The sequence below is a fragment of the Actinopolymorpha pittospori genome, from assembly GCF_014873875.1.
GTDB lineage: Bacteria > Actinomycetota > Actinomycetes > Propionibacteriales > Actinopolymorphaceae > Actinopolymorpha > Actinopolymorpha pittospori.
In genome coordinates this window covers 2,249,621-2,274,695 of the sequence record NZ_JADBEM010000001.1, presented here as the reverse complement: position 1 = coordinate 2,274,695, position 25,075 = coordinate 2,249,621, and the positions used below count along the sequence as shown (strand labels likewise).

The following is a 25,075-nucleotide window of genomic DNA, read 5'->3' as shown; positions in this document are numbered from 1 at the left end:
GAGGTCGACGTGTCAGAGTTCGTCGCTGCACGCGTGGTCGTCTCCGCTAGTCGAGGAGGCGGTTCCGCAACGCGTCGAACTGCGCTGCGGTAAGGCCGCCTTGACGGAGGTAGGTCTCCACGCCGCCGTACCTGTCGTCAAGGTGTCGCAGCGTGGCGAGCATCGTCTCCGGTCGAGCGGTGAAGGACTCGGCCAACTGGTCTCGCTCCGCCGGATCGTCGACGAGGACGAGCTGGTCGGCGAAGTGGTCGCGCATCCGAGGGTCCACGACGGCGTAGTCCCCGGCGACGGTCTCCGGGGGCACCCCCGCGACACGGAGGGCCAGAGCGACGATGTTTCCCGCGCGGTCCTTGCCGGCATGACAGTGCACGACGACGGCACCTGGCGGTGCATCGGCGATCGCACCGACCGCGGCGGCGATCAGGTCGGGTCCGCGGTCCAGCATCGCCACGTAGGCCTGGTCGAGGGTCCAGGTGGGATCCCAGGGGGCGCCCTCGCCCTCGCGCTCCAGCGGCATGTTGACGTAGAGGGGATCGGTCGCGAACGGAGACGGGTACCGCGCGCACTCATCCGTAGTTCGGACGTCGACGATCCGACTCACGCTGGCCTGGCGTACGGCGGCGACACCCGCCTCGGTCAGCCGGGTGAGGTTGTCCGAGCGGATCAGGGCGCCCGGCCTGATCCGGCGGCCGTCGGACGTGGGCAGGCCGCCGAGGTCGCGGGCGTTGAGACAGTCGGCCCAGGCGAGTTGGGTCGTCACCAGGATCTGCTCCGTTCCCGCCGGCGTGGCGGTCGTCGTCAGAATCGATACCTGAGTATCCGGGTGCTGTTCCTCGCGCTTGGAATCGCGCCCAGCACGGCGAACATCGCGCGAATGTGCAGCGGAGCGTGCGCGAACCAGGACGGGCCCAGCATCTCCTCCTCCACATAGTGCAGGCGGGGGTCGAACTTCTCCACTGCTCGCTCGTCGTCGAGGGCCCAGGTGAGCGTCACGCCATACTTCCCGAAGATGGGTCCCGGCCGTTTGCGGCTGCGCTCCTTCAAGACCGAGGAGTACGTGTTGAAGCCGAACTCCCCGCTCGGGAAATGGTCGAGGATCTGCTGGAAGACGCGCCGCACCTCCTCCTCGGCGAGGAACATGAACAGACCATCGACGACGACCGCGACGGGTCTCTCTCCTGGGATCTTGGAGAGCCAGTCCGGATCGAGAACCGATGCACCGATCCTGGTGTGCCCGGCGCGTTCGGGGTAGAGCTGGCGCGCGATCTCGTTGACGTCCGGGAAGTCCACGTCGTACCAGTGATGATCAGGCGCTGGGTTCACCCGGAAGACCCGGCTGTCGAACCCACACCCGAGGTCCACGACGACCGCATCCGGGTTGTTCGCCAGGAACTCCGTGACCCACCGGTCCATGATCCGGGACCTGGGGCCGACGTTGTAACGCCCGAGATCGGCGGACTTGAAGCCGGAGAAGTCGAAGTCCAGGCGGTTGACGACCTGCTCCGCCCAGGGATCGCCGAGAATCGGGTGCCGTTCCTTGCTGTCCAACCATCGAAGGTACAGCTGCAGGAGTGCGGTGAATCGTACGTCCGTGAAATGGATCGGAAGCTTGTCCATGGGATCCTCCGGGTCTGCCGTCCAGACAGGACGTCGCGGGGCTGGTTCGTCGGCGACGGTCAGCCCGCTGGTTGGGTTCGGATCCGGTCCAGGCCGGCGCGAAGGGTGGCGGCGTCCTCCAGGCTGAGCAGCGGATGCGAGTGGAGGTCGATCAGCGTCCGGGCGAGCAACTGGTCACCCTCCGGACTGGAGAGGTCCACGCCCATGGCCCTGGACAGGTGCTGGTGCAGGACGGTGACGGACAGGGCCATCGCGGTGACCACCGCCGCGCGGGTCCGGGCGTCGACGTCGGGCGGGTCCGGACGACTCTTGTCGGCCTCGGCGAGCCACAGCGCACCCATGTCGACCAACCCGTCGAAGAGTTGGCCCGCGCCACCTTCGGCCAGGGCGCGCGCGAGGTAGGGCTGGTAGGGCCCCAGCGTCGTCCGGCCGAGGGCCACGTAGTTGACGTCACCGGCCGTCGCGTCGGACCGGGCCCGCTCGTTGATCCCGCGGAGCACCCTGACCAGGTACTCGTCGCACGCCTCCCGCAGCGCCTGCTTGGAGCCGAAGTGGTGCCGGACCAGCCCGGAGGACACGCCGGCCGTCTCGGCGATGCCGCGGATCGTCGACCGGTCGAAGCCGTGCTCACCGAAGTGCCGCATCGCCGCGTCCCGGATCCGGGCCCGCGCGGTGAGGTCCTCGGGATCGGGGTTGATCGTCGTCACTGCACACCCACCTACCCACACGTCCAGCTCACTACTCGAACGAGTAAGACACTACACACATGTGTAGCCAGGCCTCCAGGAGCCAGGGGCGAGGGTTGAGGTTCAGGGGGCGACGGTGAGCGACGGCGATGCGATCAATGCCGAAGAGGCCGCCCGGAAGCGGGCGACCTCTTCGGATTCTTCTGTCGATGCGCGCCGCGACTACGCGAGGACGAGTTCGCCGATGTGCGTGCGCTGATCGTCATCGATGTCGACGCCTACGGTCCCGACCCGGCGGAAGGTGTTGCCGGTGACCTCGAGCCGGTCGAGCACGCTGTAGGTCGAGCTGATCGGGGTGATCCCGCCGACCCAGACCCCGGCGAACGTCGTGCCGTCGACGGTGTTGTCGGCGATCGCGATGTCACCGCTGGTCCGCCCCTCCGACAGGCCGTCGAGTGAGATCGCCCCACGTACGTAGGTGAGTCGCCCAGTGTTGGTGGCCGACAATCGGTTCCCGGTGATCTCGATCCGCTTCGGTGGAAAGTTCGAGCACCGTTCGTAGAGGTAGACGCCGGGCAGGTAGGTGTCGCGGATCTCGTTGCGCTCGACCACGACCTGCTGGCCGCCGACGACGCCGACTCCGCTGCCCTCGCGGGTGCCGTCCACGCGGTTGCCGCTGATCCGGACGTACTGCGGCTCGCACTGGATGCTGCCGACCCACGACGTCTCGATCGCGTTGTCCCGGCTGTCGGACACCCGGCAGCCGTCAACCCGGACTTGCCGGCTCGCGGCGACCTCGATGCCGTACGTGCCCGCGCCCTCGACGCGCGACTGGGTGACGCGCACCAGCCGGGAGGAGTCGATCCGGATGCCGGGACCACTCGACCGTACGGCTGTCACGTCATCCACCACACAGGACCGCGCGGCGGAGAACTCCAGCAAGGCGCGGTTGCGCCGCACCGACGGTTGCTGGCGAAGCTCCAGTCGAAGCCCGCTCACCGAACAGTCGGACACGTCCAGGAAGCGCAGACCCTGGTGGTCGGCGCTGCCGAACGACAGCACCGACTCCGCGCCGTCGCCCCGCAGGTGAACGTTGCGGCGACCCGAGACGAGCAGGTGATGCTTGATCCGGGTGAACGCGGAGGAGTCGTGATCGGGCAACGGGTCGAGCCGGTAACGCCCGGCCGGCACCCGCAGCACACCGCCGTCGGCGGGCAGGCTCGCCAGCGCCTGCTCGAAGGCCAGCAGGTCGTTGGTACGCCCGTCGCCGCGGGCTCCGAACGCGCGCACGTTCGCCGTGTGCCGGGGCAGTTTCACTGGCAGCGCGGGCGCGGTTGCCCAGCCGGTCTCGTCTCCGGCCTGCCGGAAGTCCTGGTAGACGTCGCGGTAGGTCAGCGGTGTGTCCACGACCGTGAAGCCGTCGAAGTCACCGTCGACCGAGCCTGTCACCACCGGCGCCTGGGAGACCTGGTTGCCGGCCGTGTCGACGCCGGTCATCGCGCCGTCGACCAGAACGCTGCCGGTCGTGGTGCCGAGCATGGCGTTGCGTTCGAGGTCCAGGCCCGCGACCGTGCTGTTGTTGGTCACCTGGACGCCACCCCCCGTGGCGCCCTGGATGTCGTTGTCCCTGACGACGAAGTCGCTGCCCGAGATGCCGTACCAGCCCTGGATGCCGAACGCCATGCCGTGGACCTGCGAACCGTAGATGCGGTTGCGTTCGAGGGTGAGGCCGCGGATCTCCATGATGAGCGCGAGCCCGGCCTGGAAGCCGCCGGTCCCGAACCGGTAGTACGCGTTGTCCTCGCGCTGGGCGAGGTTGCCCCGGATCACCGTGTTGTCGCGGACGACGGAGTCGTAGAGCGGCGCGGCCGGCCAGTCGGCGAAGCCGCCCACGGTGGAGAAGATGCCGGCGTTGCCGACGGACTCGACCCAGTTGTGCTCGGTGATCTGCCCGGCGCCGCCGAGAGTGACGCCGCGCCCCCAGGGCACGAAGACGACGGTGTTGTGGACCAGCCGTACGCCGGTCAGGTTCGACGGGTCGGGCGTCGAGCGGGTGTTGGTGACGTTGGCGACACAGTCGTCGTAGCAGTTCTCGACGTAGTTGTACGCGGCGACGGAGTCCGTGCAGCTTTCGAAGTGGATCGCGTCGGCGGACACGTTGCGCAGCGTGCAGTCGACGACCCAGTAGCCGTTGCCCTGGTTCATCCACAGGCCGGGCTGGCCCTGGTCGAGGACGACGCCGATGAACTGCGCCCGGTCCTGTTGGGAGAGCGTGAGCGAGTAGTGCGGATGGGAGTTGCGGCTGAGCTGGTACGGGCTCCAGGTGAAGGCCATCCCCCGGATCGAGATGTTCACCGAATCCCACAGCGCCCAACCTGCGACGTTCGGGTAGGTGTCTCCCTCGATCCGCGGCTGCTCGAACACGACGGTCGAGGACTCGCCCTCGCCGACGACATGGATGTTGGTCAACTGCCGCCGCCAGTACTCCCGGGTCGGGGCCGGCGGCGGGGTGAACAGGTAGTGACCTGGTGGGACGTAGAGCACGCCGCCGCCCTGCGCGTCCAACGCGTCGACCGCCCGGTGGAACGCGGCCGCGTCCGGCGTCTGGCCGTCTCCGGCCGCGCCGTGGTCACGGACGTTCACGACCGGCATGGACTCGTAGTCGATCCGCGGCATCCCTTCCAGGCCGGGCCGGTCGTAGAAGGAGGCCGGCAGGTTGGGGACTCGCTGCTCCTCGGCGTTCGCCTGGCGGGCGGGCAGCAGGCCGGCGGCGGCCGCGGCCACCCCGGCGGTGGCCAGACCGGTGTGGCGGAGGAACGCGCGCCGGCCGACGGGTGAGCTCATGAAAGGGACCTCCAGCAGAGGGTGCGGTGGCGCCGGGCGCGGCCTCGAACGCGGCTCGCGGGCAGGCGTCGATCTCGGCTTGCGGGTGGAAGTACCGACTTCGCGAAGGCTGCTCGAACCTAAATATCGAGTGTTAATGCGTCAAGAAATCGGGTCAAAGATGGCGGATGCCGGACAGATAGTGGGTGGCCGGCGTCATTGACGCGTAAAGAGAGTTGTCATGACGACCGAGCGACGTCGTGAGGAGCCCGCCCCGATGCGCAGGGAGCACGACACGGTCACGCCGCTGTACCACCGCATCAAGGAGGATCTGCGCGAGGCGATCCGGCGGCGCGAGTACACCGTCGGAGCGCCGTTCATCACCCAGCGGGAGCTGTGTGAGCGGTACGGCGTCAGCACCACCACCGCGATCCGCGCGCTGAACGACCTCGTGAACGAGGGCGTCCTGGTACGCAGGCGGGGGCGTGGAACGTTCGTGGCCGAGCGACCCGAACCAGCCACCGCGGGCCCCCTCACCACGACGCCGGCGACGGCCTCGCGGGTGGCGTCCGCCGTCGGCCCCCTACCGGTCGCGGCGGCGACGCGGCCGGCGCCACCACGCGGCGAGCCCGGCACGCTCGTCGGCTGTGTCGTGCACGGCCTGGAGGGCCCGCACGGAACGAGCGTGGTGGCCGGGATCGAGTCGATGTGCGCCGAGCTCGGCTATCGCATGTTGCTCGCCGACTCACACGGCTCACCGCGGCGTGAGGCGCAGGCGATCCGCGAGGCCGTCGCTGCCGGCGCGGCCGGGATCGTCGCCTACCCCGTCCAGGGCCGGGCCAACACCGAGGCCTACGCCGAGCTCCGCGCCCGCGACTTCCCGGTCGTCCTCGTCGACCGGTTCCTGCCCGAGCTCGCCACCGACGCGGTGGTTCCGGACCACTTCGCGGTCGGCTACGAACTCACCAACCACCTCATCGAGTGTGGACACGAGCGCATCGCGACCCTGTGGAGTGAGACCGACTGTACGAGCGTGCAGGACCGGCTCACCGGTCACAAGCAGAGCCTGCGCGACCACGGGTTGCCGGTGCTGCCGGAGCTGACCGTCGTACGGCGCTACTGGAGTCAGGTCGACGGTACGCATCCGACCCTGCTGAGCAGCCTCCTGGAAGGACCGGAGGCGCCCACGGTGTTGCTGTGCGCCAGCGGCTTCGTCCTGGCCGCCGCCGCGCACAACCTCGTCCAGCTCGGTGTCGAGGTACCCGACCAGCTCGAGCTCGCGGGCATGGACAACGCCGGCCCGTTCGGTCCGCTGCCGCTGACCACGGTCGCGGCGGTCCTGCCCTCGCGCGAGCTCGGCCGGGAGGCCATGCGGCTCCTGGCCAAACGCATCTCCGCCGCCGAACCCGGGCCGCCCCGGCACACCGTGCTGCCGATCACCTTGAGCTCCCGGGACTCCGCGGCGGGCTACCTGCGGACGGTGAGCAAGCCGTAGGGCCCGCCGAACACCGAACACCGAACGTCGTACGCGGTAGGCGAGCTACTGCTGCGATCCCCACACCGCCCGGGCGCCCGCGTCACCGGTCAGGATCACCTGGATCCCGGCGAGGACGGCGACCACCACCAGCAGGATCCCGATGATGATCTGTACCAGCTTCGGGGCGCCCTTACGGTCGTGACCACCGACCATCCGGGTGCGGCCACCGATGAACAACGCGGCCAGGAGCGTGATCACGAAGAGGGCCACCACGAGCCACCACATGATGATGCCCCGCTGCCGGTGCACCACCGCGACCGGCGGGTCGTTCAGTGCCGTGAAGAACGCCAGTCCGCTCATCCAGGCGAAGAACGCGGCCACCAGGCTCAGTACGGCCAGGCCGAGCATCGGCCAGCGCACCGCCCATCGCCAGGGCGGTAGCACGACGAAGACGACGGCCGCGATCACGGTGAGCGGGACGAACACGATGACGGCGTGGTTGACGAGCACGTGCAGGGGCAGTCCGAACGCCTGACCCAACATGACAGAACCCTCCCCCACTCCGGCGACGCCCGCCCCACCGGCTGGACCAACGCAAGGCGAACTGCTGGTTCGTGCCGTCCGCAAGGCGGCCTTGCGGACCATCTTTCCCTCGTGTCTGCCACGTAGTCGGCGTTTCCGTCTCCTTCGATCCCGCGTCCGGCAATTGGGGCGGGTGTTTCCGCCCGACAGGTGACACAGATTGAACGCCAAGATCGGGGGGTACGTCCTCTCCAGCCCGCCTCGGCTGGTGCTGCCGGAGACAGGTGCTGCCCGGAGAAAGGACACCTCGATGAGGTCGACGAGATCAACGCTCCAGGCCCTCGGGGCCACGGCCGCCGTACTGGCGCTTCTGGTCGCCGGATGCGACTCTCCGAGCGACACCAGCGGAGAGCCTGTGGCCGCGCCCTCGACGCCGGGGGTGCCCACGATCAAGACCCGCCAGGTCGCGGGCGTCGGAACGATCCTCGTGGATTCGCGGGGCATGGCGCTCTACACCAACGACCACGAGACCAGTGCCGCCCGGATCGTCTGCACCGGCGAGTGCGCGGAGGAATGGCCGCCGGTGACAGTGACGGCCAGCACGGTGCCGGCCACCCTGCCCGGGATCAAGGGCCGCTTCACCGTGGTGACCCGACCCGACCACAAGCGGCAGCTCGCCCGCAACGGCCGACCGCTCTACACCTTCGACGAGGACCACGCCCCCGGACAGGTGCACGGTAACAACTTCGTCGACCACGGAGGCCACGGCGAGCGGCTGGTCTGGCACGTCGCCACCGCAAGTGGCGCCGTTGCTACCAGTTCGCCGAGTCCGCGTTAGAGCGTCCGTCCCCGGGCTCGTCAATCGGCGCTTGCGGGAAGCCGTGAGCCGCGAGCGACGAGGGCCAGGCTCGTCACCGCGAGCCCGGTGAGGATGGCGAGCATCACCGGATAGGACAGCACGGCCGACACGGACGCCAGGACCGCGGGCAGCAGGAATCCCGTGTAGGCCAGGGCGTAGTAGACGCCAGTGAGTCCGGCCAGGTCGTCCGGCCGGGCGATGCGCTGGATCTCCAGCAGGCCGGAGATCACGACGACGCCGTACGCCCCGCCCAACACCACCGCCCCGACGGCTCCGAGCGGCGGTGAACGCAGGACGGCGTTGACGGCGCACAGACCCATGCCGCAGGCCATCAGGACCATGCCGCCCACGCCGGTACGGGCGGGTGAGCGGGATTCGAGCCGCCTGACCAGTGGTTGGACCACCGCACCGGTGCCCAGCATGAGGACGGTCAGCCCGGTGGCGTAGCCGAGGCTCAGGTGGCCCAGCCGGTCCCGTACGAGTTCGGGGGTCACGGCGTAGGCGACGCCGGCCGAGCCGAAGATCCACGGGGCCATCGGAACCACCACGCGGACGAACCTGCGCCGCCCGGCCGCGGGAATCCTGAGGTCGGCCCACAGGCTGCGCGCCGCGGCCTCCGGTGTCCGTGGCCGGGTCTCGGGGGCGCGGACCACAGCCAGCAGGGCGGGTACGACGATCAGCACGTGGACGACGTAGGGCGTGACCATCGGCCAGGGGCCCCACTGGGCGAGGACACCGGCGACGCCCGCTCCCAACCCGAAGCCGAGGGTGAGTGCCAGGGAGGCGCGGCGCGCTCCCGAGCCGGTGTCGGCGGCGGGGTCGTACGGCGGCTGGGAGAGTTCCTTCGCCCAACTGGTGCCGACGGCCATCGCGACGCCGGCGGCCGCTCCCGCGAGGAGGCGTCCTGCGTAGATGGCGGGCGCTCCGGCGACACCGCCGGCCAGGACAGCGCTGGCCGCCAGGGACAACGCGGTTCCGGCTGTCAACAGTGGCTTGCGGCCGTACCGGTCCGACGCGGGTCCGGCCACCAGCAGCCCGGGCACGAGGCCGAGGACGTAGGCGGCGAGGAACGCGTCGACCGTGACCTCGGAGTAGCCGGCCTGCTGGCGATACATCAGCAGCAACGGCGTGAACTGGTTGCCGCCCCATCCGCAGCAGAACATCGCCGCCACCACGGGCAGCCACGGCCGGCCGGTCGCCGAGGCCTGGGCGCGACGAACCGGGGCCTGTCGGGTGATGCTCACGTGCGGTGCCACTCCTGCGGGTAGGCCGGGGTGCTCAGCGGCCGGTCATGGTGCGGTGCGTGGCGTCGAGGTGCGCCCGGAGGGTCTCGGCGAATCCGTCCGCGTCCCGGGCGGCGATCCGGTCCAGCAGGGCGGTGTGCTCCTCGACGAGGACGTCCAGAAGGTTCGGCCGGGGCCGGACGGCCTGGACGACCATCCGGCGCTGGCGGTCGGCGAGGGTGTCGTAGATCCGCTCGGCGAGCGCGTTGCCCGACGCCGCCACGATCCCCCGGTGGAACGCCGTGTCCGCCTCGGCGAAGGTGACCACGTCGCCGGTCCGCGCGGGCTCGCGCTGCGCGTCGACCAAGCCGGCCAGGACGGGAACGACGTCGTCCAGCGGCTCCTCGCGCCGCGCGATGCGGCGGACGGCGGCGCCTTCCAGCGCCTCGCGCAACTCCAGGACGTCCTCGGCCTCACCGGGAGCCACGGGTACGACCACGGCACCGCGCTTGGGGAAGAGGCGCAGCAGGTCCTCGGCCTGCAGGCGCAGGAAGGCCTCGCGGACGGGCGTGCGGCTCAGCTCGGTCCGCTCGGCGATCTCGCCCTCGCTGATCAGCGTTCCGCCGGGGAGTTGCCCGCTGAGGATGAGGCTCTTGGTGAGCACGTAGGCGCGCTCGGCGGCGGGCACCTGGGCTCTGGAGGTCGCAGGCATGAGGCCGAGCCTAGCTCATAGATACAACATAGATACATGAGACGTCCGGCCTCAGGCGCGTCCGTGCGCCGGAGGGCTCAGGTCAGCGAGACCGGCAGCCCGAAGGGCTCGAAGTGCTCGGAGCCGATGAACGACGTGATCTCGACGATCCGCTCCTCGCGCAGGGTCAGCACGTTGATCGCCCACCGGTCGTAGGTCGAGGCGGCCTCGTCGCGTCGGAGGTAGGCGGCGATCGCCGGCTGACCGTTCGCGCTGATCGGGACGTGCCGCCAGGAACCGCACCCGGTCAGAGGGACACGTACGGCGAAGTCGGTGACGGCCGCGAGGCCGTGGTACCAGCCCGGCAGCGGCGGCATCGACCAGGTGACGTCCTCGGTGAGCAGCGCCACCAGGGCGTCGGCGTCGCCGCGTTCGAGCGCGGAGGAGTAGTCGGCCACGATCTCCCGGACCCGCGCGTCGTCGATCTTGCGCAACGTCTGCTGCTGGGTGGGGGACGGGATCCGCTGAGCGGCGATCGCGCGGGCCCGCTGCAGGGCGCTGTGGACCGAGGCGACGGAGGTGTTCATCGTCGCGGCGATCTCGGCGGGCGTGAAGCCGAGGACCTCGAACAGCAGCAGGGCCGCCCGCTGGTTACCCGGCAGGTGTTGCAGTGCGGCGACGAAGGCGAGTTCGACGGCTTCGCGTTGTTCGTAGCGGGCGTCCGGTCCGGCGGGACCTCCCGCCAGGCCGGCGTCGGCGTACGGGCCGAGCCAGGCGACGTCGGTCAGCGGAGCGTCGCTCACCACGGCGCGGTCGCTGGAGGGGCTGAGGTCGACCGGCATGGCCCGCTTGTCGCGGGTCTCCAGGGCGTCCAGGCAGGTACGGGTGACCACGGTGTAGAGCCAGGAGCGCAGGGAGCTACGGCCCTCGAAGCGGGCGAGCCCTCGCCACGCGCGCAACATCCCGTCCTGCAGGGCGTCGTCGGCGTCGTGGGTGGAGCCGAGCATGCGGTAACAGTGGGCGTGGAGTTCGCGACGTAACGGGGCGAGGAGCCGGGTGAACGCGGCGCCATCGCCTTGGCGCGCCCGGGCCAGGTCGGGATCCTCGGCAGCCGGGGACTGCGCGGATCGGCCGGAGAACTCGCTCACGAGGGACGATTCTGCCCCATCGCGGGAGCCACGTCCCTCGACCGAGCCCGCCGGACCGCCGTGAGCCGCCCGGGCACGCCGCTCCCCCCTGCGGCGTACCCGGCCGGTCGTCCTCAGATGGGCGGTCGACCTCAGGTGTACTTCGGCCAGGGTCCCCAGACCGCGAAGGACATGCCCGGCTCGTAGGGCGGGTCCTCGCCCATCAGGTTGAAGAACAGCACCTTGCCGTCCGGGCTGAACGTCGGGCCGGTCACGTCGTTCACCATGTCGACGGCGTGGGCGATGGGGAAGATCTCGCCGCGGGGCGTGATGCCGCGCAGCAGCACCGTGCCGGGCCCGTCCTCGGCGATCACCAGCGAGCCGCGGTTGGAGGCGGTGAGGGCGTCGGGGTAGCTGAGGACGTCGATGCCGGGCGATTCGTACAGCAACTCCAGGACCCCGGTCTCGGCCTTCCCGTGCCCGCGGTTGTCGGGGTGGTAGGCCCAGACCTGGCCGCACTTGGCGGCGCCGCCCGCGGTCGACACGAACACCGCGCTGCCACGGGTCCGGCCCCGGCCCTGCCAGGTGCAGCCCTCGAGGCCGGTGAACGTGGCGGCACCCTGGGCGGCGCCCTGGCGGTAGACGCCGTAGGCGGCGTCCTCGTAGGTCTCACCGGCCGGCGGGTCGGGGTCCTCGATGGTCACCCAGTCGACCTCGAAGCGCGAACCGGGAGCGACCCCGCCACGCAGGTCGATGCCCGGGGACTTCCGCACCCGCAGCGCCTGGAGCACGCCACCCTCGGCGAGGTGCCCCGGGCGGTCGGGCTCGAACCGGTAGAAGCCGGCCTGGTCGGCGTCCTCGGTCATGTAGCAGGCACCGCTGTACGGGTCGATGGCGACCGCCTCGTGGATGAAGCGGCCCATCGCGACGAGCGGGACCGGGTCGACCGGCCCGTTGGCGGTGGCGGGAACCTCGAAGACGTAGCCGTGCCGGCGTTCGAAGCCGTTCTGGAACTCGTCGTTCTCCTCGTTCACCACGAACGGCCGGTCGTCCTCGATGGTCTCCTCACACGACAGCCACGAACCCCACGGCGTCCGTCCGCCGCTGCAGTTGGTGTGCGTGCCGTTGAGGCTCACGAACTCGCGGATCACGTCGACCGTGCCGTCCCGGTGGACCCGCATGTCGACGGTCGTGGTGCCACCACCGGCCCGCTTGTCGTAGGCGTTGTGGCCGCCGGCCAGGGGCTTGGCGTCGATCGAGGCGTCGTCGACCTCGTGGTTGCGGATCATCCGCAGGTGCCCGTCGCCGAGGGAGAAGACGCCGGACCCGTCGTGCTGGGAGGGGCAGATGTTGCCGTCGTCCAACGTGGTGCCCGCGATCCCGAAGCTGCGGTAGCCGAAACCCTTGGGCAGCACGAGACGAGGTACGCCGTCCCGCGCGTCGGGCACCGGGCCGAGCGGACCCATCAGGTCGACGGGATCAAGGGTGCCGGCGGCCTTGGCGTTGGCCGCCAGTGCGGTGGGATCGACGACACACAGCGCGGCGGCCGCACCTCCGGCCAGGACGAATGATCGGCGACTCAGTTTCGCGGAGTCTGACACGAGGAACCTCCGGGGCGAATCTCTCGACGTTGCCTTGCCAGGCTTCGTGAGGTGGGTGGCGGGCCGATGAACCCGCAACCGCTCACCCCACACCGGCGAACGAACACTGGCCCCTGCCCGGCCCTAAGATCGACACGGCCTGGATCACCGGGAGGCTTCGCACGGGAGGTTTCGCATGGGTGCCGGCGAGTTTCGGGACTTCCCCACCCTGCGGGACTCACCCGCGGAGCAGATGGCGACCAGGAGGTTCGGCTGGTACGCCCGGCAGGCTCGGCTTGCCCGCCTCGCCTACTGGAGTCTGAGCCTCGTCCAGTTGGCCGCCGCGGTGGTGATCGCGTCGTCGGCGGCCTTCGACAGTCCGCGCTGGACGATCGCCATCCTGGGAGCGCTGATCGCTCTGGCCGAGGGCGTGAGAAGCCTGTTCCGCGTTCAGGAGGGCTATCTGGCCTACCGGGTGGCGGCGGAGCGGTTACGCAACGAGGCCTGGCTGTTCGCCCAGCGCGCCGGCGACTACGCCGGGGCGGCCGACCCACACGGGCTCCTCGCCGAACGCGTGGTCGAGGTCAGCAGCCACGAGAACGCCACGTGGACGGAGTCCCTGCGCGGCGGGAAGTCACCGGCCGCCGGCGCCTGAGGGGATTCCGCCTTCGTCATGTCGGCCGGTCGAACAGGCGGTCGAGGTGGTAGCGCAGGATCGTGACGGCCTGGGTCGTCTCGCGCATACCGGCCATGATGCTGTCGCCGAGGCCGGTGGTCGTCGCAAGGAGGATCGCGGCCTCGGTTCGGGGATCCCGACCGCGGGCCACCGTTCCCGCCTTCTGTGCCGCGGCGACCAGCCCGGCCAGCGCTTCCTCCAGGGTGCTCGACATGTCGGTGTAGCGGATCGCGGCCAGGGCCGGATCCGTCAACGCGAGCGCGTGGTACTCGGCGAAGACGATCCACGAGTCCCGGTTCGCCTCGTCCAGCGGCAACATGGCCAGCAGCCAGGCCTCGATGGTGTCGCGGTCGGATCCCTCCGGTCCGGCGGCTGTGAGTGAGGACCCCACGCGTTCGGCGACGCTCGCGCCGAGGTGTCGCAGGGCGGCGTGCAGGAGTTCCTCCTTGGTGCCGAAGTAGTACTGCACGATGCGCAAGGAGACGCCGGCCTCCGCCGCGACGTTCCGCATCGTGACCGCGTGCAGGCCATGCGGTCCGGCGACACGCAAGAGCGCCTTGACGAGGTGCGTGCGGCGCTCGTCATGGTCGGTGGTCCTCGGCACGTCCGCCCCTTCCCGTCGGCTCCTTTTCCGTCGACCCGCCTTTATGATACGCATGTACCACGACGTCGGTACGCAGTGGCCGGTACGCAGTGGTGCGACAGAGGAGGCAGTGGTGACAGCTACCAGTGAGCGGACGCGGATCGCCGAGTTCACCAGCGAGGCGGCGCGAGACGAGTTTCTGCAGGCGTACGACGCGGCGCTCGACCTGTGGCCGCTCCCCCGGCGCGAGATCGACGTGGAGACAGGGTTCGGTATGACCCGCGTCCACCGCGGCGGCGCCGACCACGGCGACCCGATCGTCCTGCTGCACGGATCCGCGGGCAACGCGTCGAACTGGTACCTCCAGGTCGGCACCCTCGGCAGCGACCATCCGGTGTACGCCGTCGACACGATCGATGATCCGGGCGGCAGCGTGCAGCGGGCGGCGATCAACGGACCGGCCGACTACGCCGCCTGGCTGGCCCAGGTGCTCGACGGGCTGGGGCTCGACCGAGTCCACCTCGTCGGCCACTCCTACGGGGGCTACCTCGCCCTCAACCAGGCGATCCGCGCTCCCGAGACGTTGGCCACGATCACCCTGATCGACCCTGGCGGGCTGGAGAAGGTACCCGCGCGGTTCTACCTGCACGCGCTGGCCGGCCTCCCGGCACTCGCCGCGCCCCGCCGGATGCGTCCATGGCTGGCGCGCCGGATGGCCAACCCGGCCCTGGTCGCACCACCGGGCATGCAGCGGACGCTCATGCTCGCCGCTCGTACCTTCCGGCTCACCCGGTCGGCGGCCCCGCGGCTGGGCGACGACGAACTCGCCTCGATCGCCACACTGGCGTACTTCCTCCTCGCCGAGCGCAGCTCTCTGCTACGCCCGCGGCGGGCCCGTGCCAGGGTTCACGCGCTCCTGCCGAGCGCTCGGGTGGAGGTCATGCCGGTCGTCGGACACGGTCTCACCCTGGAGGAACCGGAGCAGGTCAACGAGCGGATCCTCGGCTTCGTCGACGACTGACCGGCGCCCCTCCGGCGCCGGGTCACGAGGCGGCGCTCCCGCGGGCTCACCCGCGTCGGGGCGCCGTCACTTGAGCCACCTGGTCACGGTGATGTCGTCGACGTACTCGCCTTCGATCAGGAACTCCTCGCGAAAGTGCCCTTCGGTGACGAAGCCGTTCCGCTCGTAGAGCCGCAGCGCGGCGGGGTTGCTGCCCAGAACGTGCAGGCTGAGCTTGCGGCCGCCACGGGCCCGCGCCTCCTGCGCCGCGGCCTCCAGCAGAGCCGACGCGACACCCAGCCGTCGGGCCCGCCTGGTGACGACCAGGCCGAAGATGCCGAACACGTGCACACCCTCCCGCAGCGGCGTCTTCGGCTTGAGGCGTACGTATCCGACCACCTCACCGCGGTACTCCGCCACCAGATGGTCACCCGGCGGAGTGTCGATGGTGAAGTACGTCGTGCGCTCCTGCTCGATCACCGAGGGGAAGCCTGAGCCCTGGGTCCACTCCGTGTTGTCGATCGCCAACAGCGCGGCGTTGTCGTCCACCACCGCCGGTCGAACACGAATCTGCTCATCACCGTCAGCCATACGCCACATCCTGCCGCACCTCCCCCGGACCCCCACCCCACGCCCTGTCTCCGCCCTCCGAACATTGGCGCGCACCCCCGGAGCCGCGCAACAGGAGTCCGCACGTACGCTCGAATAGTGCGTTTCCGCTACCGGAAGGACGGCCCGTGAACACCGCCGAACGATGTGCATGGGCCAACGGTTCGCCGGCCATGGCCACCTACCACGACACCGAGTGGGGCGTGCCGTCCCACGACGACGCCTACCTGTTCGAGATGCTGCTCCTCGAAGGCGCCCAGGCCGGCCTGTCCTGGTCGACCGTCCTCGCCAAGCGGGACAACTACCGGCGGGCGCTGGACGGCTTCGACGTCGCGACGATCGCGAAGTACGACCAGGCCAAGCTCGACTCGTTGCTGCAGGACGCCGGCATCGTCCGCAACCGCCTGAAGGTGGCCTCGACCGTCAAGAACGCGCGCGCGTTCATCGCCGTCCGCGAGGAGTTCGGGTCCTTCGACGCCTACCTGTGGCAGTGGGTCGGAGGGGCGCCGGTCGTCAACCACCCGAGCACCATGGGTCACCTGCCGACCAGAACGGACCTGTCCGACCGGGTCAGCAAGGACCTCAAGCGACGTGGTTTCACGTTCGTGGGTACGACGATCATCTACGCGTTCCTGGAGGCCGTCGGCGTGATCGACGATCACCTCGACAGCTGCCCGGCCAAAGCGCACCGTCCCCGCACGAGAAGGCGTGCCAAGACCTCCGGAACCTGAGTCCCGTCGGCCGATGAGTCCCGCCGGCCCGGGAGCGGTTCGCTGTTCGCCGAGCCGGCGAACCACCCCCGCGGGTGGGTCAGGAGCCGCCGGTCCGCTCGCGGTGGAGCCAGCTCAGCAGGTCCGACGGCGCCAGCCGTGCGACGCGGGCGTGGTAGCGGGCGACCTCCTCGGGGCGGAGCAGTTCCCTCGCCGAGCCGGACGTCCCGTGCCGGAAGAAGGCCGACCGGTCCTTCATGATGCCGGCGGGGTCGGGGGCGAGTTGGTCGGCGTTGGCCCGCATCTGTTCGAACGTCGCAGCGCGTACCAGCGCCGGCCAGGCCTCCTCCGGCACGGTGATTCCGAGCCTGCTCGCGAGTCGCCGCATCTCACCCTCGAGGTCGGCGGACAGGTCGCCGTAGTGCACGAGTACGACGTTCTTCTCGCCGCGACGGGCCCACGCGTCGGACAGGTGCGCCATCACCCCGGGCAGGGAGTCCATCTCCTCGCGTGGATCCACGTGCCGGTCGATCCAGGACAGCAGCCAGTCCCGGAGCGGGAGGCGCGGCGCGGGCGGCTTGTGGGGTTCGGGTTCGGGCTGGCCGATCAGCTCGCGAAGCCGGCCGCGGTCGAGGTTGTCGCCTTGGTGGTAGAGGGACACCGCCGTGTCGAGCGGGTGCCTGGCCACGACGATGTAGGTGGCCCGCTCGTCCAGCGGTATCCCGTCCAGCGGGGTGTGGGTCTTGATGAAACGCCGGTGCTCCTGGGCGGCCAGGCGGGCATACACCGCATCGCGCGAGACGACCAGCCAGTCCAGCCAGGGCGAGAGTTCCGAAAGCTTCGCCGGTGGGTTCGGAGTCTGGAAGACGAGCAGCGCGCAGATCATCTGCATCCACGTCGTGCCGCTCTTGGAGCGGGTGCTGATCACGATGTCGCCCGACCGGAAGGGAAAGCCTTCCCAGCGGGCACTGTCCTCGTCGGCGGATTGGTAGCGAACAGGGCTGTGTGGCACCGGCAGAGCGTAGCGTCCGACTTGCCCCACTTGAAGAAAACTGCGTTACTCGTCCGCCTACATTCACCTGGCGCACAAGGGACGTTTCCCCCTCGCGAATACGGACCAGTCCTGCGTCCGGCGCGAAATGCCTTCGTGCGTACGACGAAATTACTCACCGAGCGTCGCGGACCCTGTCGGTTGGGTAATATTTCTGTGGCACAGATCCGTGCTCCCTTCCCAAGGGAAGTGCATCCCCCATGGGCAATGCATCCTCTCAGCGACGAGACCCTTTCGAAGGGGTTCACGGAAAGGCCTCGCCAGTGGCCGCCGACACAGGGGGTCGAGATGAGACGACGAGGGCGCCACGGACAAACGGCGCAGATATTCGGATTACTCGCGATCGCGTTGTGCACCGCAATGGTGGCGAGCTGTACCGGCTCCAAAGGCCAGTCCGGTGAGAGCGGCCCGGCGCCGCCGGCCCGGATCGCGGTTGCACCGACAGACAACGCCGTGGCCGTGGGCCTGCACGCTCCCGTCAAGGTCGTGGCGACCGGCGGGACGCTCGCGAAGGTCAGCGTGTCCGCCGCCACCGGCGAACGGCTGAGGGGCACCTGGAACGCCAACCGCACGGTGTGGACGGCCACCGACTCGCTCATCCCGACGCTCGTCTACCGCGTCGAGGCCGAGGCCGTCAACCGGGACGGCCAGACATCGGCGAGGGTGAACACGTTCAGCACCGGGGTGCCGCCGAAGGTACTCGGCGCGCACGTCACACCGGAGGAAGGCAGCAGCGTCGGTGTGGGAATGCCGGTCGCGGTGAAGTTCGACAAGCCGGTGCGCAACCGGGCCGCGGTGGAGAAGCGACTCGAGGTGAAGTCCTCCAAGCCGATTCAGGGCGCGTGGCGCTGGATCGACTCCAAGGAGGTCCGCTATCGGCCGAAGACATACTGGCCGGCACACAGCAGGGTCACCATCAACGCCAATCTGGACAAGGTGAATGCCGGCCCGGACACCTGGGGTGTCGGCAACATCGAGCAGAACTTCTCGATCACGAACTCCGTGGTCACCAAGGTTAACCTGGTCGACCACCATTCCCGCACCTTCATCGACGGGAAGCTCGCCAAGACGATTCCGGTCACCGGCGGGAAGCCCGGCTGGGAAACCCGCAGCGGTACGAAGGTGATCCTCGACAAGCGGGAGAACTACCTGTTCACCAACGACATGATCGGCGCGGCGGAAAGCTATGCGCTCACCGCCAGGTGGGCCATGCGGGTGACCGTGAGCGGTGAGTTCATGCACACCGCGTACTGGTCGACCGGCGCGCAGGGCAACTCCAACGTCAGCCACGGCTGCGTGGGTATGAGCACCGACAACTCCGCGTGGCTGTACAGCGTCTCCCACATCGGTGACCCGGTGGAGTTCGTCAACCCCGACGGGGATCCGATGGAGCTCAACAACGGCTACGGGGACTGGAACCTGTCCTGGACCGACTGGCGAGCGGGCAGCGCCCTGGGCTGACCGACCGTTCCACCAGACGGGACCACACGGGAAACACCATGGGGGTGGGGGAAGGAGCGACCGGCTCCTTCCCCCATTCACTTCCCCCATCGCACGTACGCGTCGGCAGGCCCCCGCGACCTCACACCACCAGCAGGGCCTTGCCGACCACGGCCCGGCCCTCGATCGCGGCATGGGCGTCGGCCGCGCGTTCCAGCGGGAAGGTCCGCCCGATGACCGGCCGGACGCGGCCCGTCGCCGCCTCCGCGAGAGCGCGGGCGGTCAGCACCTTCACCCGCTCCGGCGCGAACTGAACCTGTTCGATGCCGCGTACCCTCACGCCCCGGCGCTCGCCTTCCTCGGGAGCGATCCCGGCGAACCCACCGCTCGGCGCTCCGTGCTGGGAGAAGCGGCCCCCGTCGGCCGTGAGGTCGAACGCCGCCCGGCCGATCTCTCCACCCACACCGTCGAACGCGGCGCCGACACCGGTGTCGCCGGTCAGCTCACGGACCCGCTCCGCCCAACCAGGCGTGGTGTAGTCGAGCGCGGCCTCGACGCCCAGGCCGCGCAGCAGGTCCAGCTTCGGCGCACCCCGGGCGGCCCCCACGACGTGCGCGCCCACCGAACGCGCGAGTTGCACGAGCACCGTGCCCATCCCGCCGGCCGCCGCCGTCACCAGCACCCAGTCGCCGGAGCGCACGCCGGCCGCGTCGAACAACCCCAACGCGGTGGGGCCGTCGTGCAGCAGTGCCGCTGCCTGCTGTCGGTCCAGTCCGTCCGGCACCGGGACCAGGTCGTCGGCCCGTGCCACCGCCTGCTCGGCGTAGCCACCCCACCCGACGGTCCTGGTCGCGACGTCCCGACCGATCCAGGAGGGATCCACTCCCACGCCCGACACGACGGTGCCGACCACAGCGCCGCCAGGCACGTACGGCAGTTCGACCGGAAGGTAGTCCTGCCAGGCTCCGCGCCGGATCTGGGTGTCCACGAAGAGCGTGTCAGCCGCGGCGACGCGGACGATGACCTCACCCGGCCCCGCCTCCGGGTCCGGCACATCCGTCGGCACCAGGACCTCCGGCCCACCGAACCGACTCACCAGCACTGCACGCACCGTCCCACGTCCTCTCGCCTACGGCCGACCTTCGGCCGGGCGCCCCGATCGACGCCCGGCCTTCCTCGGTGCTCTCACATCCTTCAACCTCATCCTTGGTTGAGGTCAACCGTCTTCTCGTCCTCGATCCGAGCGACCCCGGACCGAGGTCAGTGGGCGCGACTGCGTGGGAGCAGCTGGGCGAGGACGACGATCCCGACGCAGATGGCGGCCACGATCTCCAGGCTGAGCGCGAACGCCGAGGGGATCCCAGCCGGACCCGCCGACTGGCCGAGGTCGCCGAGGCGTCCGTAGAACGCCAGTCCGACGACGGCCACGCCGATGGAGCCGCCCACCTGCTGCGCGGTGGAGAGCATCCCGGAGGCGGCGGACGCGTGAGCCGGCTGGACTCCCGCCAGGACCGTGCCGGGCAGCGCGCCGATGACCAGCCCCATGCCCGCTCCGGCGATCACCAGGCCCGGGATCAGCCAGCCGACCGCGCCGGTCGTACCGAGCCGGAGCGCTGTCAGGCACAGGACCCCGAGGCCGGCCGCGAGCAGACCACCGCCGAGCGCCATCACCTGCCGACCGAGCCGGGCGGCCAACGCTCCGGCCCGCAGCGACGAGGCGAAGTACCCGAGCCCGAGCGGGATGAAGATCACGCCCGACTCCAGGGCCGACAGGCCACGCCCCTCCTGCAGGTACACCGCGAGGAACAGGAAGAACGGTGCCGCCGCCATGAGGTACGCGAGCCCGATCGCACTACCGGCGCTGAACGCCCGCGCTCGGAACAGCGCCAGGTCCAGCAACGGTCCGCGACCGAGCCGACCCAGGCGGCGCTGCTGGGCCACGAAGCCGACCAGGACGACGACCGCACCGGCCAGGCAGGCCCAGGTCCACAGCGGCCAGCCCTGCTCGGGTCCCTCGACGAGCGGCAGCACGATGCCGACCAGACCCACGGCGGCCAGCGCGGTGCCCAGCAGGTCGAGCCGGGACCGGTTCTCCGCGCGGGACTCCGGCAGAACCCGCCGGATCAGGGCCAGCGTCACCACACCGACCGGAACGTTGATCAGGAAGATGGTCCGCCAGCCGAGTCCGGCGATGTCGACGCGGATGAGAACCCCGCCGATGAGCTGACCGAACACACCCGCGAAGCCCAGCGTCAGGCCGAACGCGCGGTAGGCGCGGGCCCGTTGCGCCCCGCTGTAGACGGTGCTCAGGATCGCCAGCACCTGGGGGGTGAGCAGCGCGGCGGCCGCCCCCTGCGCGACCCGGGCGGCGATGAGCAGGCCCGCCGACGGGGCCACACCGCAGGCGGCGGACGCGACGGTGAACACGGCGAGCCCGAGGGCGAAGATCCGCCGCCGCCCGTACAGGTCACCGAGCCGTCCCGCCGTGATCAGTCCCGCGGCGAGGGCGAGCCCGTAGCCCGCGACGATGAACTGGATCGCAGCCGGTCCGGCGCCCAGGTCCTGCTGGGTGGAGGGGATGGCGACGTTCACGATGAAGAAGTCGAGGGTCGTCATGAACAACCCGGCGAGTACGACGAACAACGGCCCCCAGGACGCCGAGCCGGTCGAAGCCGCAGCGGCCGCGTCGGCAACGGCTGCCGAACGGGCGGACGGACGGGGCCGGGTCCTGCGAGGGCTGAGGATCTGCGACACGTGCGGTCCTTCCAGGTCTGGTCTGCGTCGATCGAGGCCGTCGATCTGGGCCGATCGGGTGGGAGCGGCGGGGAGGCGGCCCGAACCGTGAGGTCGGGACCGCCTCCGCCGCCGTGCTGGTCGTTTCGGAGGTGGTTCGGTCGGCGTTGCCGCCGCCTCGCGGACCACGCGTCCGCGGTCGACGGCTCAGGCGCCGGCGGGCACCTTGTCGAGGAATCCGTGCACGGCCTTGATCCGGCCCTCCTCGGCGCGTACCGCGACGTCGAACCCGACGACGAGCGCCTCGCCGTCCTGCGGGCCCAGCTCCCAGGTGAAGCGGGCGATGTCGTGGTGTGCGTCGACGCCGCCGCCGCCGAGCCGGAAGACCAGCCCGGGGAACTGCGCCTGCACCGCCGCGATGGTCGCGTCGATGGCGTCGTGGCCCTCCGCGACGACCAGTGGGTCGGTGTAGGTGGCGTCCGCGGTGTAGATCGCCTCGATGCCCGCCCGCCGGGCGGCCGGGTCGGTCTCGTTCCAGGTGGCGATGTACCGCTCGGCCAGTTCGTTGAAGTCACTCATCGTCTGCTCCTCTGGGCGTCTGGCCCGCCTTGGTCCGGGCCGTGAACCTGTCCTGTTCTGGTGCGTTCTGGCAGGTCAAACGCTATGGAGCGGGCACCTGCCCGGGCTTCCGTCAAATGACTGGTCCGCGGACCGGTGGCACCAGTACGGCATCAGTCGGGCACCGGTACGACCGGCCCACCGGGCCTCGCCGGGGGATCCGTCGCGGCTGCCCCGGTAGCGTGCTGGGGTGCTGTACGGCAGGGCGAGCGAACTCGCGCGGCTCGAGGAGCTGATCGCGACCGCGCGGGCGGGGCGCAGCGGCGTCCTGGTCCTGCGCGGCGATCCCGGCATCGGCAAGAGCGCGCTGCTCGATCACGCGGCCGCCTCGGCCGGCGACCTGCGGGTGCTGCGGACCAGCGGCATCGAGTCGGAGTCCGAACTCCCCTATGCCGGACTTCACCTGCTCCTGCGTCCGGCCCTGGACCGGCTGGACGCTCTCGCCGAGCCGCAGCGGAACGCCCTGGCGGCGGCGTTCGGGCTGGGACCGGCCCAGGGTGGCGGCGACCGGTTCCTCGTCGGCCTTGCCGTCCTGTCCCTGTTGCCGGAGCTGTCGGAGGACGGCGGCGTCGTCTGCCTCGTCGACGACGCCCAGTGGCTGGACCAGGCGTCGACCGAGGCGCTGCTCTTCGCCGCTCGTCGCCTGGACGCGGAGGGGGTGGCGCTCGTGATCGCGGCTCGGGACGGCGCGGCCACCTTCGCCGCACCCGGGCTGCCGGAACTGGCGTTGGCCGGCCTGTCCCCGGAGGCCGCGGACGCGCTGCTCGACGCCCAGTTCGACGCCCACTTCGACACCCCCCGGCGCGACGCCCGGGTCGGTGCGGCCGGCGGGCAGGGGCTGGCGCCGAGCGTGCGGTCCCGGGTCCTGCGCGAGGCCGCCGGTAATCCGCTCGCCCTGGCGGAGCTTCCGGCCGCGTTGGCGCGGGAACCCGCGGCCGCGGCGACGCCGGCGGGCACCCTCCCCCTGACCGATCGCCTGCAGGTCGCCTTCCACGGCCAGGTCCGCCGGCTGCCGGCCGGTACCCAGGCGCTGCTCCTGCTTGTCGCGGCCGCTGACGGCGCCGACCTGGACGTCGTACTCCGCGCCGCCTCACAGCTCGGGACCGGCCTCGACGACGCGGGGGAGGCCGAGAGCGCCGGCCTGATCCGGATCGACGAACGGGCGGTGCGGTTCCGCCACCCGTTGGTGCGCGCGGCGGTCTACCAGAGCGCGCCGCTGAGCGAACGCCTCGGCGCGCACAAGGCGCTCGCGGACGCCTTCGTGGAGCCGGCCGACCGGGACCGGCGAGCGTGGCACCTCGCGATGGCCTCCACCGGCCACGACGAACAGGTCGCCGCGGAGTTGGAGGCCAGCGCCGCCCGCGCGGCGGAGCGGGGTGGACACGCGGACGCGGCGACGGCGTTCGAACGCGCGGCCCGACTGAGCCCGGACGCCTCCGCCCGCGCCTGCCGGCTCCGGCAGGCCGCCGAGGCCGCCTACCAGACCGGCGACTTCCCGCGCGCCATCACGCTGGCGGAGCGGGCCGGCGCAGGCGCGGGTTCCGCGGATCGGTCACTCGACCACGAGGCCGCCGCGTGGCTCGTCCTGATCCGGGCCAACGCGCACTTCTGGACAGGTGCGCTCCGGCAGGCGCACCAGGTCCTCCTCGAAGGCGCGGAGGCCGTCCACCGGCACGACCCGGGCGAGGCGGCGTGGATGCTCATGCAGGCGGTGCACGTCGCGTGGTTCACCGGCGACCCGACGTTGAGCGAGACCGCGGCGGCCAGGCTGGACGCCGTCCGCCTGCCGGCAGACCATCTGCTGCGCCCCCTGCTCCCGCTGATGACGATGCACGCCCGGCTGGCGAACGATCGCGAGGCCGGGCCGTCACCGGAGATGACCGAGGCGGCCCTGCGGGCGGGCCAGGCTGATCCACGCGCCGCGGTGATGCTCGGCGGTGCGGCCTGGATCGCCGGCCGGGACGACCTGGCCCACGACATCTTCGCCGGCTTCGTCGACGAGGCACGCGCGCAGGGCCGGATCGGTTGGCTCGCGGCCGGGCTCGGCTCGCTCGGCGAAGCGCAACTCTTCCTCGGCCGGCACCGGGACGCCGCGACGAATCTCGAGGAGGCGCTGCGCGTGGGCGCCGACACCGGCCAGGCCCACGTGGTGAGCCACTTCCGCGGCGTCCTCGCCTACCTCGCCGCTCTGGACGGCGACGAAGCGCGCTGCCGCGATCTGACGAACGCCGTACTCGTCGAGTCGGTCGGAGGTGGCAGCTCACCCGGACCGTCCTGGGCGCACTGGGCACTGAGCGCGTCGGACCTCGCGGCCGGTCGCACCGAGGAGGCGTTGACCCGGCTGGAGGCCCTGAGCCGTGGGCCGGCACGCCACCAGATTCCCGCCATCCGGGGCACGGTCGACCAGGTGGAGGCCGCCGTACGCCTGGGCCAACCCGAGCGGGCGGCCGAACCCCTTGCCCGGTTGGAGGAGTGGGCCTCCTGGGCTCGGCAAGGCTGGATTGACGCCGCGGTGTGCCGGTGCCACGCGCTGCTCGCGCCCGACGCCGAGGCCGAAGGCCACTTCGTCCGGGCGGTCGAGCTGCACGAACTGCACGACACCGCCGGCCACCCCTTCGACGAGGCGCGGACGCGACTCCTCTACGGCGAGTGGCTGCGCCGGGCACGTCGCAGGGTCGACGCCCGCGCCCAGCTCGGCACCGCGTTGGAGACCTTCGAACGCCTGAACGCCGAACCCTGGGAGCAGCGGGCCCGGGCCGAGCTCCGCGCCACCGGTGCGAGCGTGCCCACCGCCACGTCCGGCGCCTCGTCCGGCGCCTCGTCCGGGGTGCCCGACGTCCTGGCCGGCCTCACACCGCAGGAACTCCAGATCGTGCGGATGGCCGCGGAGGGGCTGTCCAACCGGGACATCGGCACGCGGCTCTTCCTGAGCCCGCGCACGGTCGGGTACCACCTGTACAAGGCGTACCCGAAGCTCGGGATCTCCTCGCGCACCCAGCTCGCGGCCCTCGTGCTCGGCGAGTCCGCGTCCTGAGCCGCGTCAGCCTGAG

Annotated in this window: 22 protein-coding genes; 7 read left to right on the top strand and 15 right to left on the bottom strand. The window is 70.8% G+C overall.

Translation table 11 applies throughout. The annotated features are described in order from the left end of the window. Positions 1 to 46: 46 nt before the first annotated feature. The 4 genes from HEB94_RS10690 to HEB94_RS10675 form a co-directional block, all read right to left on the bottom strand. Entirely contained in the window at positions 47 to 760 is a 714-nt protein-coding gene (locus tag HEB94_RS10690; RefSeq protein WP_192749748.1) for a tyrosine-protein phosphatase, read from the bottom strand. 38 nt (positions 761 to 798) lie between these two features. Beyond that, entirely contained in the window at positions 799 to 1,617 is an 819-nt protein-coding gene (locus HEB94_RS10685; RefSeq protein WP_192749747.1) for a class I SAM-dependent methyltransferase, read from the bottom strand. 59 nt (positions 1,618 to 1,676) lie between these two features. Continuing rightward, entirely contained in the window at positions 1,677 to 2,324 is a 648-nt protein-coding gene (locus HEB94_RS10680) for a TetR/AcrR family transcriptional regulator (RefSeq protein WP_337917594.1), read from the bottom strand. 201 nt (positions 2,325 to 2,525) lie between these two features. Continuing rightward, complete coding sequence (locus HEB94_RS10675; protein ID WP_192749746.1) at positions 2,526 to 5,147, bottom strand: right-handed parallel beta-helix repeat-containing protein; 2,622 nt, start codon at positions 5,145 to 5,147, stop codon at positions 2,526 to 2,528. 220 nt (positions 5,148 to 5,367) lie between these two features. On the opposite strand from HEB94_RS10675, the gene HEB94_RS10670 reads away from it, so the two are divergent. Next, positions 5,368 to 6,621, top strand: a complete 1,254-nt coding sequence (locus HEB94_RS10670; protein ID WP_238361484.1) for a GntR family transcriptional regulator — start codon at positions 5,368 to 5,370, stop codon at positions 6,619 to 6,621. Positions 6,622 to 6,666: 45 nt separating this feature from the next. On the opposite strand, the gene HEB94_RS10665 is transcribed toward HEB94_RS10670, so the two are convergent. Beyond that, positions 6,667 to 7,146, bottom strand: a complete 480-nt coding sequence (locus HEB94_RS10665; RefSeq protein WP_192749745.1) for a DUF2231 domain-containing protein — start codon at positions 7,144 to 7,146, stop codon at positions 6,667 to 6,669. A 289-nt stretch (positions 7,147 to 7,435) separates the two neighbouring features. Between HEB94_RS10665 and HEB94_RS10660 the strand changes: the two genes are divergently transcribed. Continuing rightward, on the top strand, positions 7,436 to 7,963 hold the full coding sequence (locus tag HEB94_RS10660; RefSeq protein ID WP_192749744.1) for a COG4315 family predicted lipoprotein: 528 nt from the start codon (positions 7,436 to 7,438) through the stop codon (positions 7,961 to 7,963). 20 nt (positions 7,964 to 7,983) lie between these two features. On the opposite strand, the gene HEB94_RS10655 is transcribed toward HEB94_RS10660, so the two are convergent. The 4 genes from HEB94_RS10655 to HEB94_RS10640 all read right to left on the bottom strand — a co-directional run bounded on the left by HEB94_RS10655 (position 7,984) and on the right by HEB94_RS10640 (position 12,626). Further along, positions 7,984 to 9,228, bottom strand: a complete 1,245-nt coding sequence (locus HEB94_RS10655) for an MFS transporter (protein ID WP_202896260.1) — start codon at positions 9,226 to 9,228, stop codon at positions 7,984 to 7,986. A 34-nt stretch (positions 9,229 to 9,262) separates the two neighbouring features. Next, positions 9,263 to 9,919: a GntR family transcriptional regulator gene (locus HEB94_RS10650; protein ID WP_192749743.1), complete on the bottom strand. Its 657-nt coding sequence runs from the start codon at positions 9,917 to 9,919 to the stop codon at positions 9,263 to 9,265. A gap of 77 nt (positions 9,920 to 9,996) precedes the next feature. After that, positions 9,997 to 11,046 (bottom strand): RNA polymerase subunit sigma-70, encoded by a 1,050-nt coding sequence (locus HEB94_RS10645; protein WP_192749742.1) that lies wholly within the window; start codon positions 11,044 to 11,046, stop codon positions 9,997 to 9,999. Positions 11,047 to 11,177: 131 nt separating this feature from the next. After that, the gene (locus HEB94_RS10640; protein ID WP_192749741.1) at positions 11,178 to 12,626 is read right to left on the bottom strand and encodes an alkaline phosphatase PhoX; all 1,449 of its coding nucleotides are present in this window, start codon (positions 12,624 to 12,626) and stop codon (positions 11,178 to 11,180) included. Between the two features lie 175 nt (positions 12,627 to 12,801). On the opposite strand from HEB94_RS10640, the gene HEB94_RS10635 reads away from it, so the two are divergent. Next, the gene (locus HEB94_RS10635) at positions 12,802 to 13,260 is read left to right on the top strand and encodes a DUF4231 domain-containing protein (protein ID WP_192749740.1); all 459 of its coding nucleotides are present in this window, start codon (positions 12,802 to 12,804) and stop codon (positions 13,258 to 13,260) included. Positions 13,261 to 13,276: 16 nt separating this feature from the next. Here the strand turns inward: HEB94_RS10635 and HEB94_RS10630 are convergent, their stop codons facing one another. Continuing rightward, entirely contained in the window at positions 13,277 to 13,885 is a 609-nt protein-coding gene (locus HEB94_RS10630) for a TetR family transcriptional regulator C-terminal domain-containing protein (protein ID WP_192749739.1), read from the bottom strand. 112 nt (positions 13,886 to 13,997) lie between these two features. Here HEB94_RS10630 and HEB94_RS10625 point away from each other — a divergent pair, with 112 nt between their 5' ends. Further along, positions 13,998 to 14,885, top strand: a complete 888-nt coding sequence (locus tag HEB94_RS10625; RefSeq protein ID WP_202896259.1) for an alpha/beta fold hydrolase — start codon at positions 13,998 to 14,000, stop codon at positions 14,883 to 14,885. Positions 14,886 to 14,951: 66 nt separating this feature from the next. Here the strand turns inward: HEB94_RS10625 and HEB94_RS10620 are convergent, their stop codons facing one another. Continuing rightward, positions 14,952 to 15,455, bottom strand: coding sequence for a GNAT family N-acetyltransferase (locus HEB94_RS10620; RefSeq protein WP_192749737.1), 504 nt, complete (start codon positions 15,453 to 15,455; stop codon positions 14,952 to 14,954). Between the two features lie 146 nt (positions 15,456 to 15,601). On the opposite strand from HEB94_RS10620, the gene HEB94_RS10615 reads away from it, so the two are divergent. Continuing rightward, positions 15,602 to 16,204 carry a DNA-3-methyladenine glycosylase I gene (locus tag HEB94_RS10615; protein ID WP_337917593.1) on the top strand — a complete coding sequence of 201 codons (603 nt, stop codon included), beginning with the start codon at positions 15,602 to 15,604 and terminating at the stop codon, positions 16,202 to 16,204. 79 nt (positions 16,205 to 16,283) lie between these two features. Here HEB94_RS10615 and HEB94_RS10610 read toward each other — a convergent pair whose 3' ends face one another. Further along, positions 16,284 to 17,195 (bottom strand): sulfotransferase domain-containing protein, encoded by a 912-nt coding sequence (locus tag HEB94_RS10610; protein ID WP_192749736.1) that lies wholly within the window; start codon positions 17,193 to 17,195, stop codon positions 16,284 to 16,286. 399 nt (positions 17,196 to 17,594) lie between these two features. Between HEB94_RS10610 and HEB94_RS10605 the strand changes: the two genes are divergently transcribed. Then, on the top strand, positions 17,595 to 18,695 hold the full coding sequence (locus HEB94_RS10605; RefSeq protein ID WP_202896258.1) for a L,D-transpeptidase: 1,101 nt from the start codon (positions 17,595 to 17,597) through the stop codon (positions 18,693 to 18,695). Between the two features lie 121 nt (positions 18,696 to 18,816). On the opposite strand, the gene HEB94_RS10600 is transcribed toward HEB94_RS10605, so the two are convergent. The 3 genes from HEB94_RS10600 to HEB94_RS10590 all read right to left on the bottom strand — a co-directional run bounded on the left by HEB94_RS10600 (position 18,817) and on the right by HEB94_RS10590 (position 21,986). Then, a complete protein-coding gene (locus HEB94_RS10600) occupies positions 18,817 to 19,785 on the bottom strand; it encodes a zinc-binding dehydrogenase (protein ID WP_192749735.1) in 969 nt (322 codons plus the stop codon). Between the two features lie 149 nt (positions 19,786 to 19,934). Continuing rightward, complete coding sequence (locus HEB94_RS10595) at positions 19,935 to 21,428, bottom strand: MFS transporter (RefSeq protein WP_202896257.1); 1,494 nt, start codon at positions 21,426 to 21,428, stop codon at positions 19,935 to 19,937. Between the two features lie 186 nt (positions 21,429 to 21,614). Continuing rightward, positions 21,615 to 21,986 (bottom strand): nuclear transport factor 2 family protein, encoded by a 372-nt coding sequence (locus HEB94_RS10590; protein WP_192749734.1) that lies wholly within the window; start codon positions 21,984 to 21,986, stop codon positions 21,615 to 21,617. Positions 21,987 to 22,215: 229 nt separating this feature from the next. On the opposite strand from HEB94_RS10590, the gene HEB94_RS10585 reads away from it, so the two are divergent. Continuing rightward, the gene (locus HEB94_RS10585; RefSeq protein WP_192749733.1) at positions 22,216 to 25,059 is read left to right on the top strand and encodes an AAA family ATPase; all 2,844 of its coding nucleotides are present in this window, start codon (positions 22,216 to 22,218) and stop codon (positions 25,057 to 25,059) included. Positions 25,060 to 25,075: the final 16 nt, after the last annotated feature.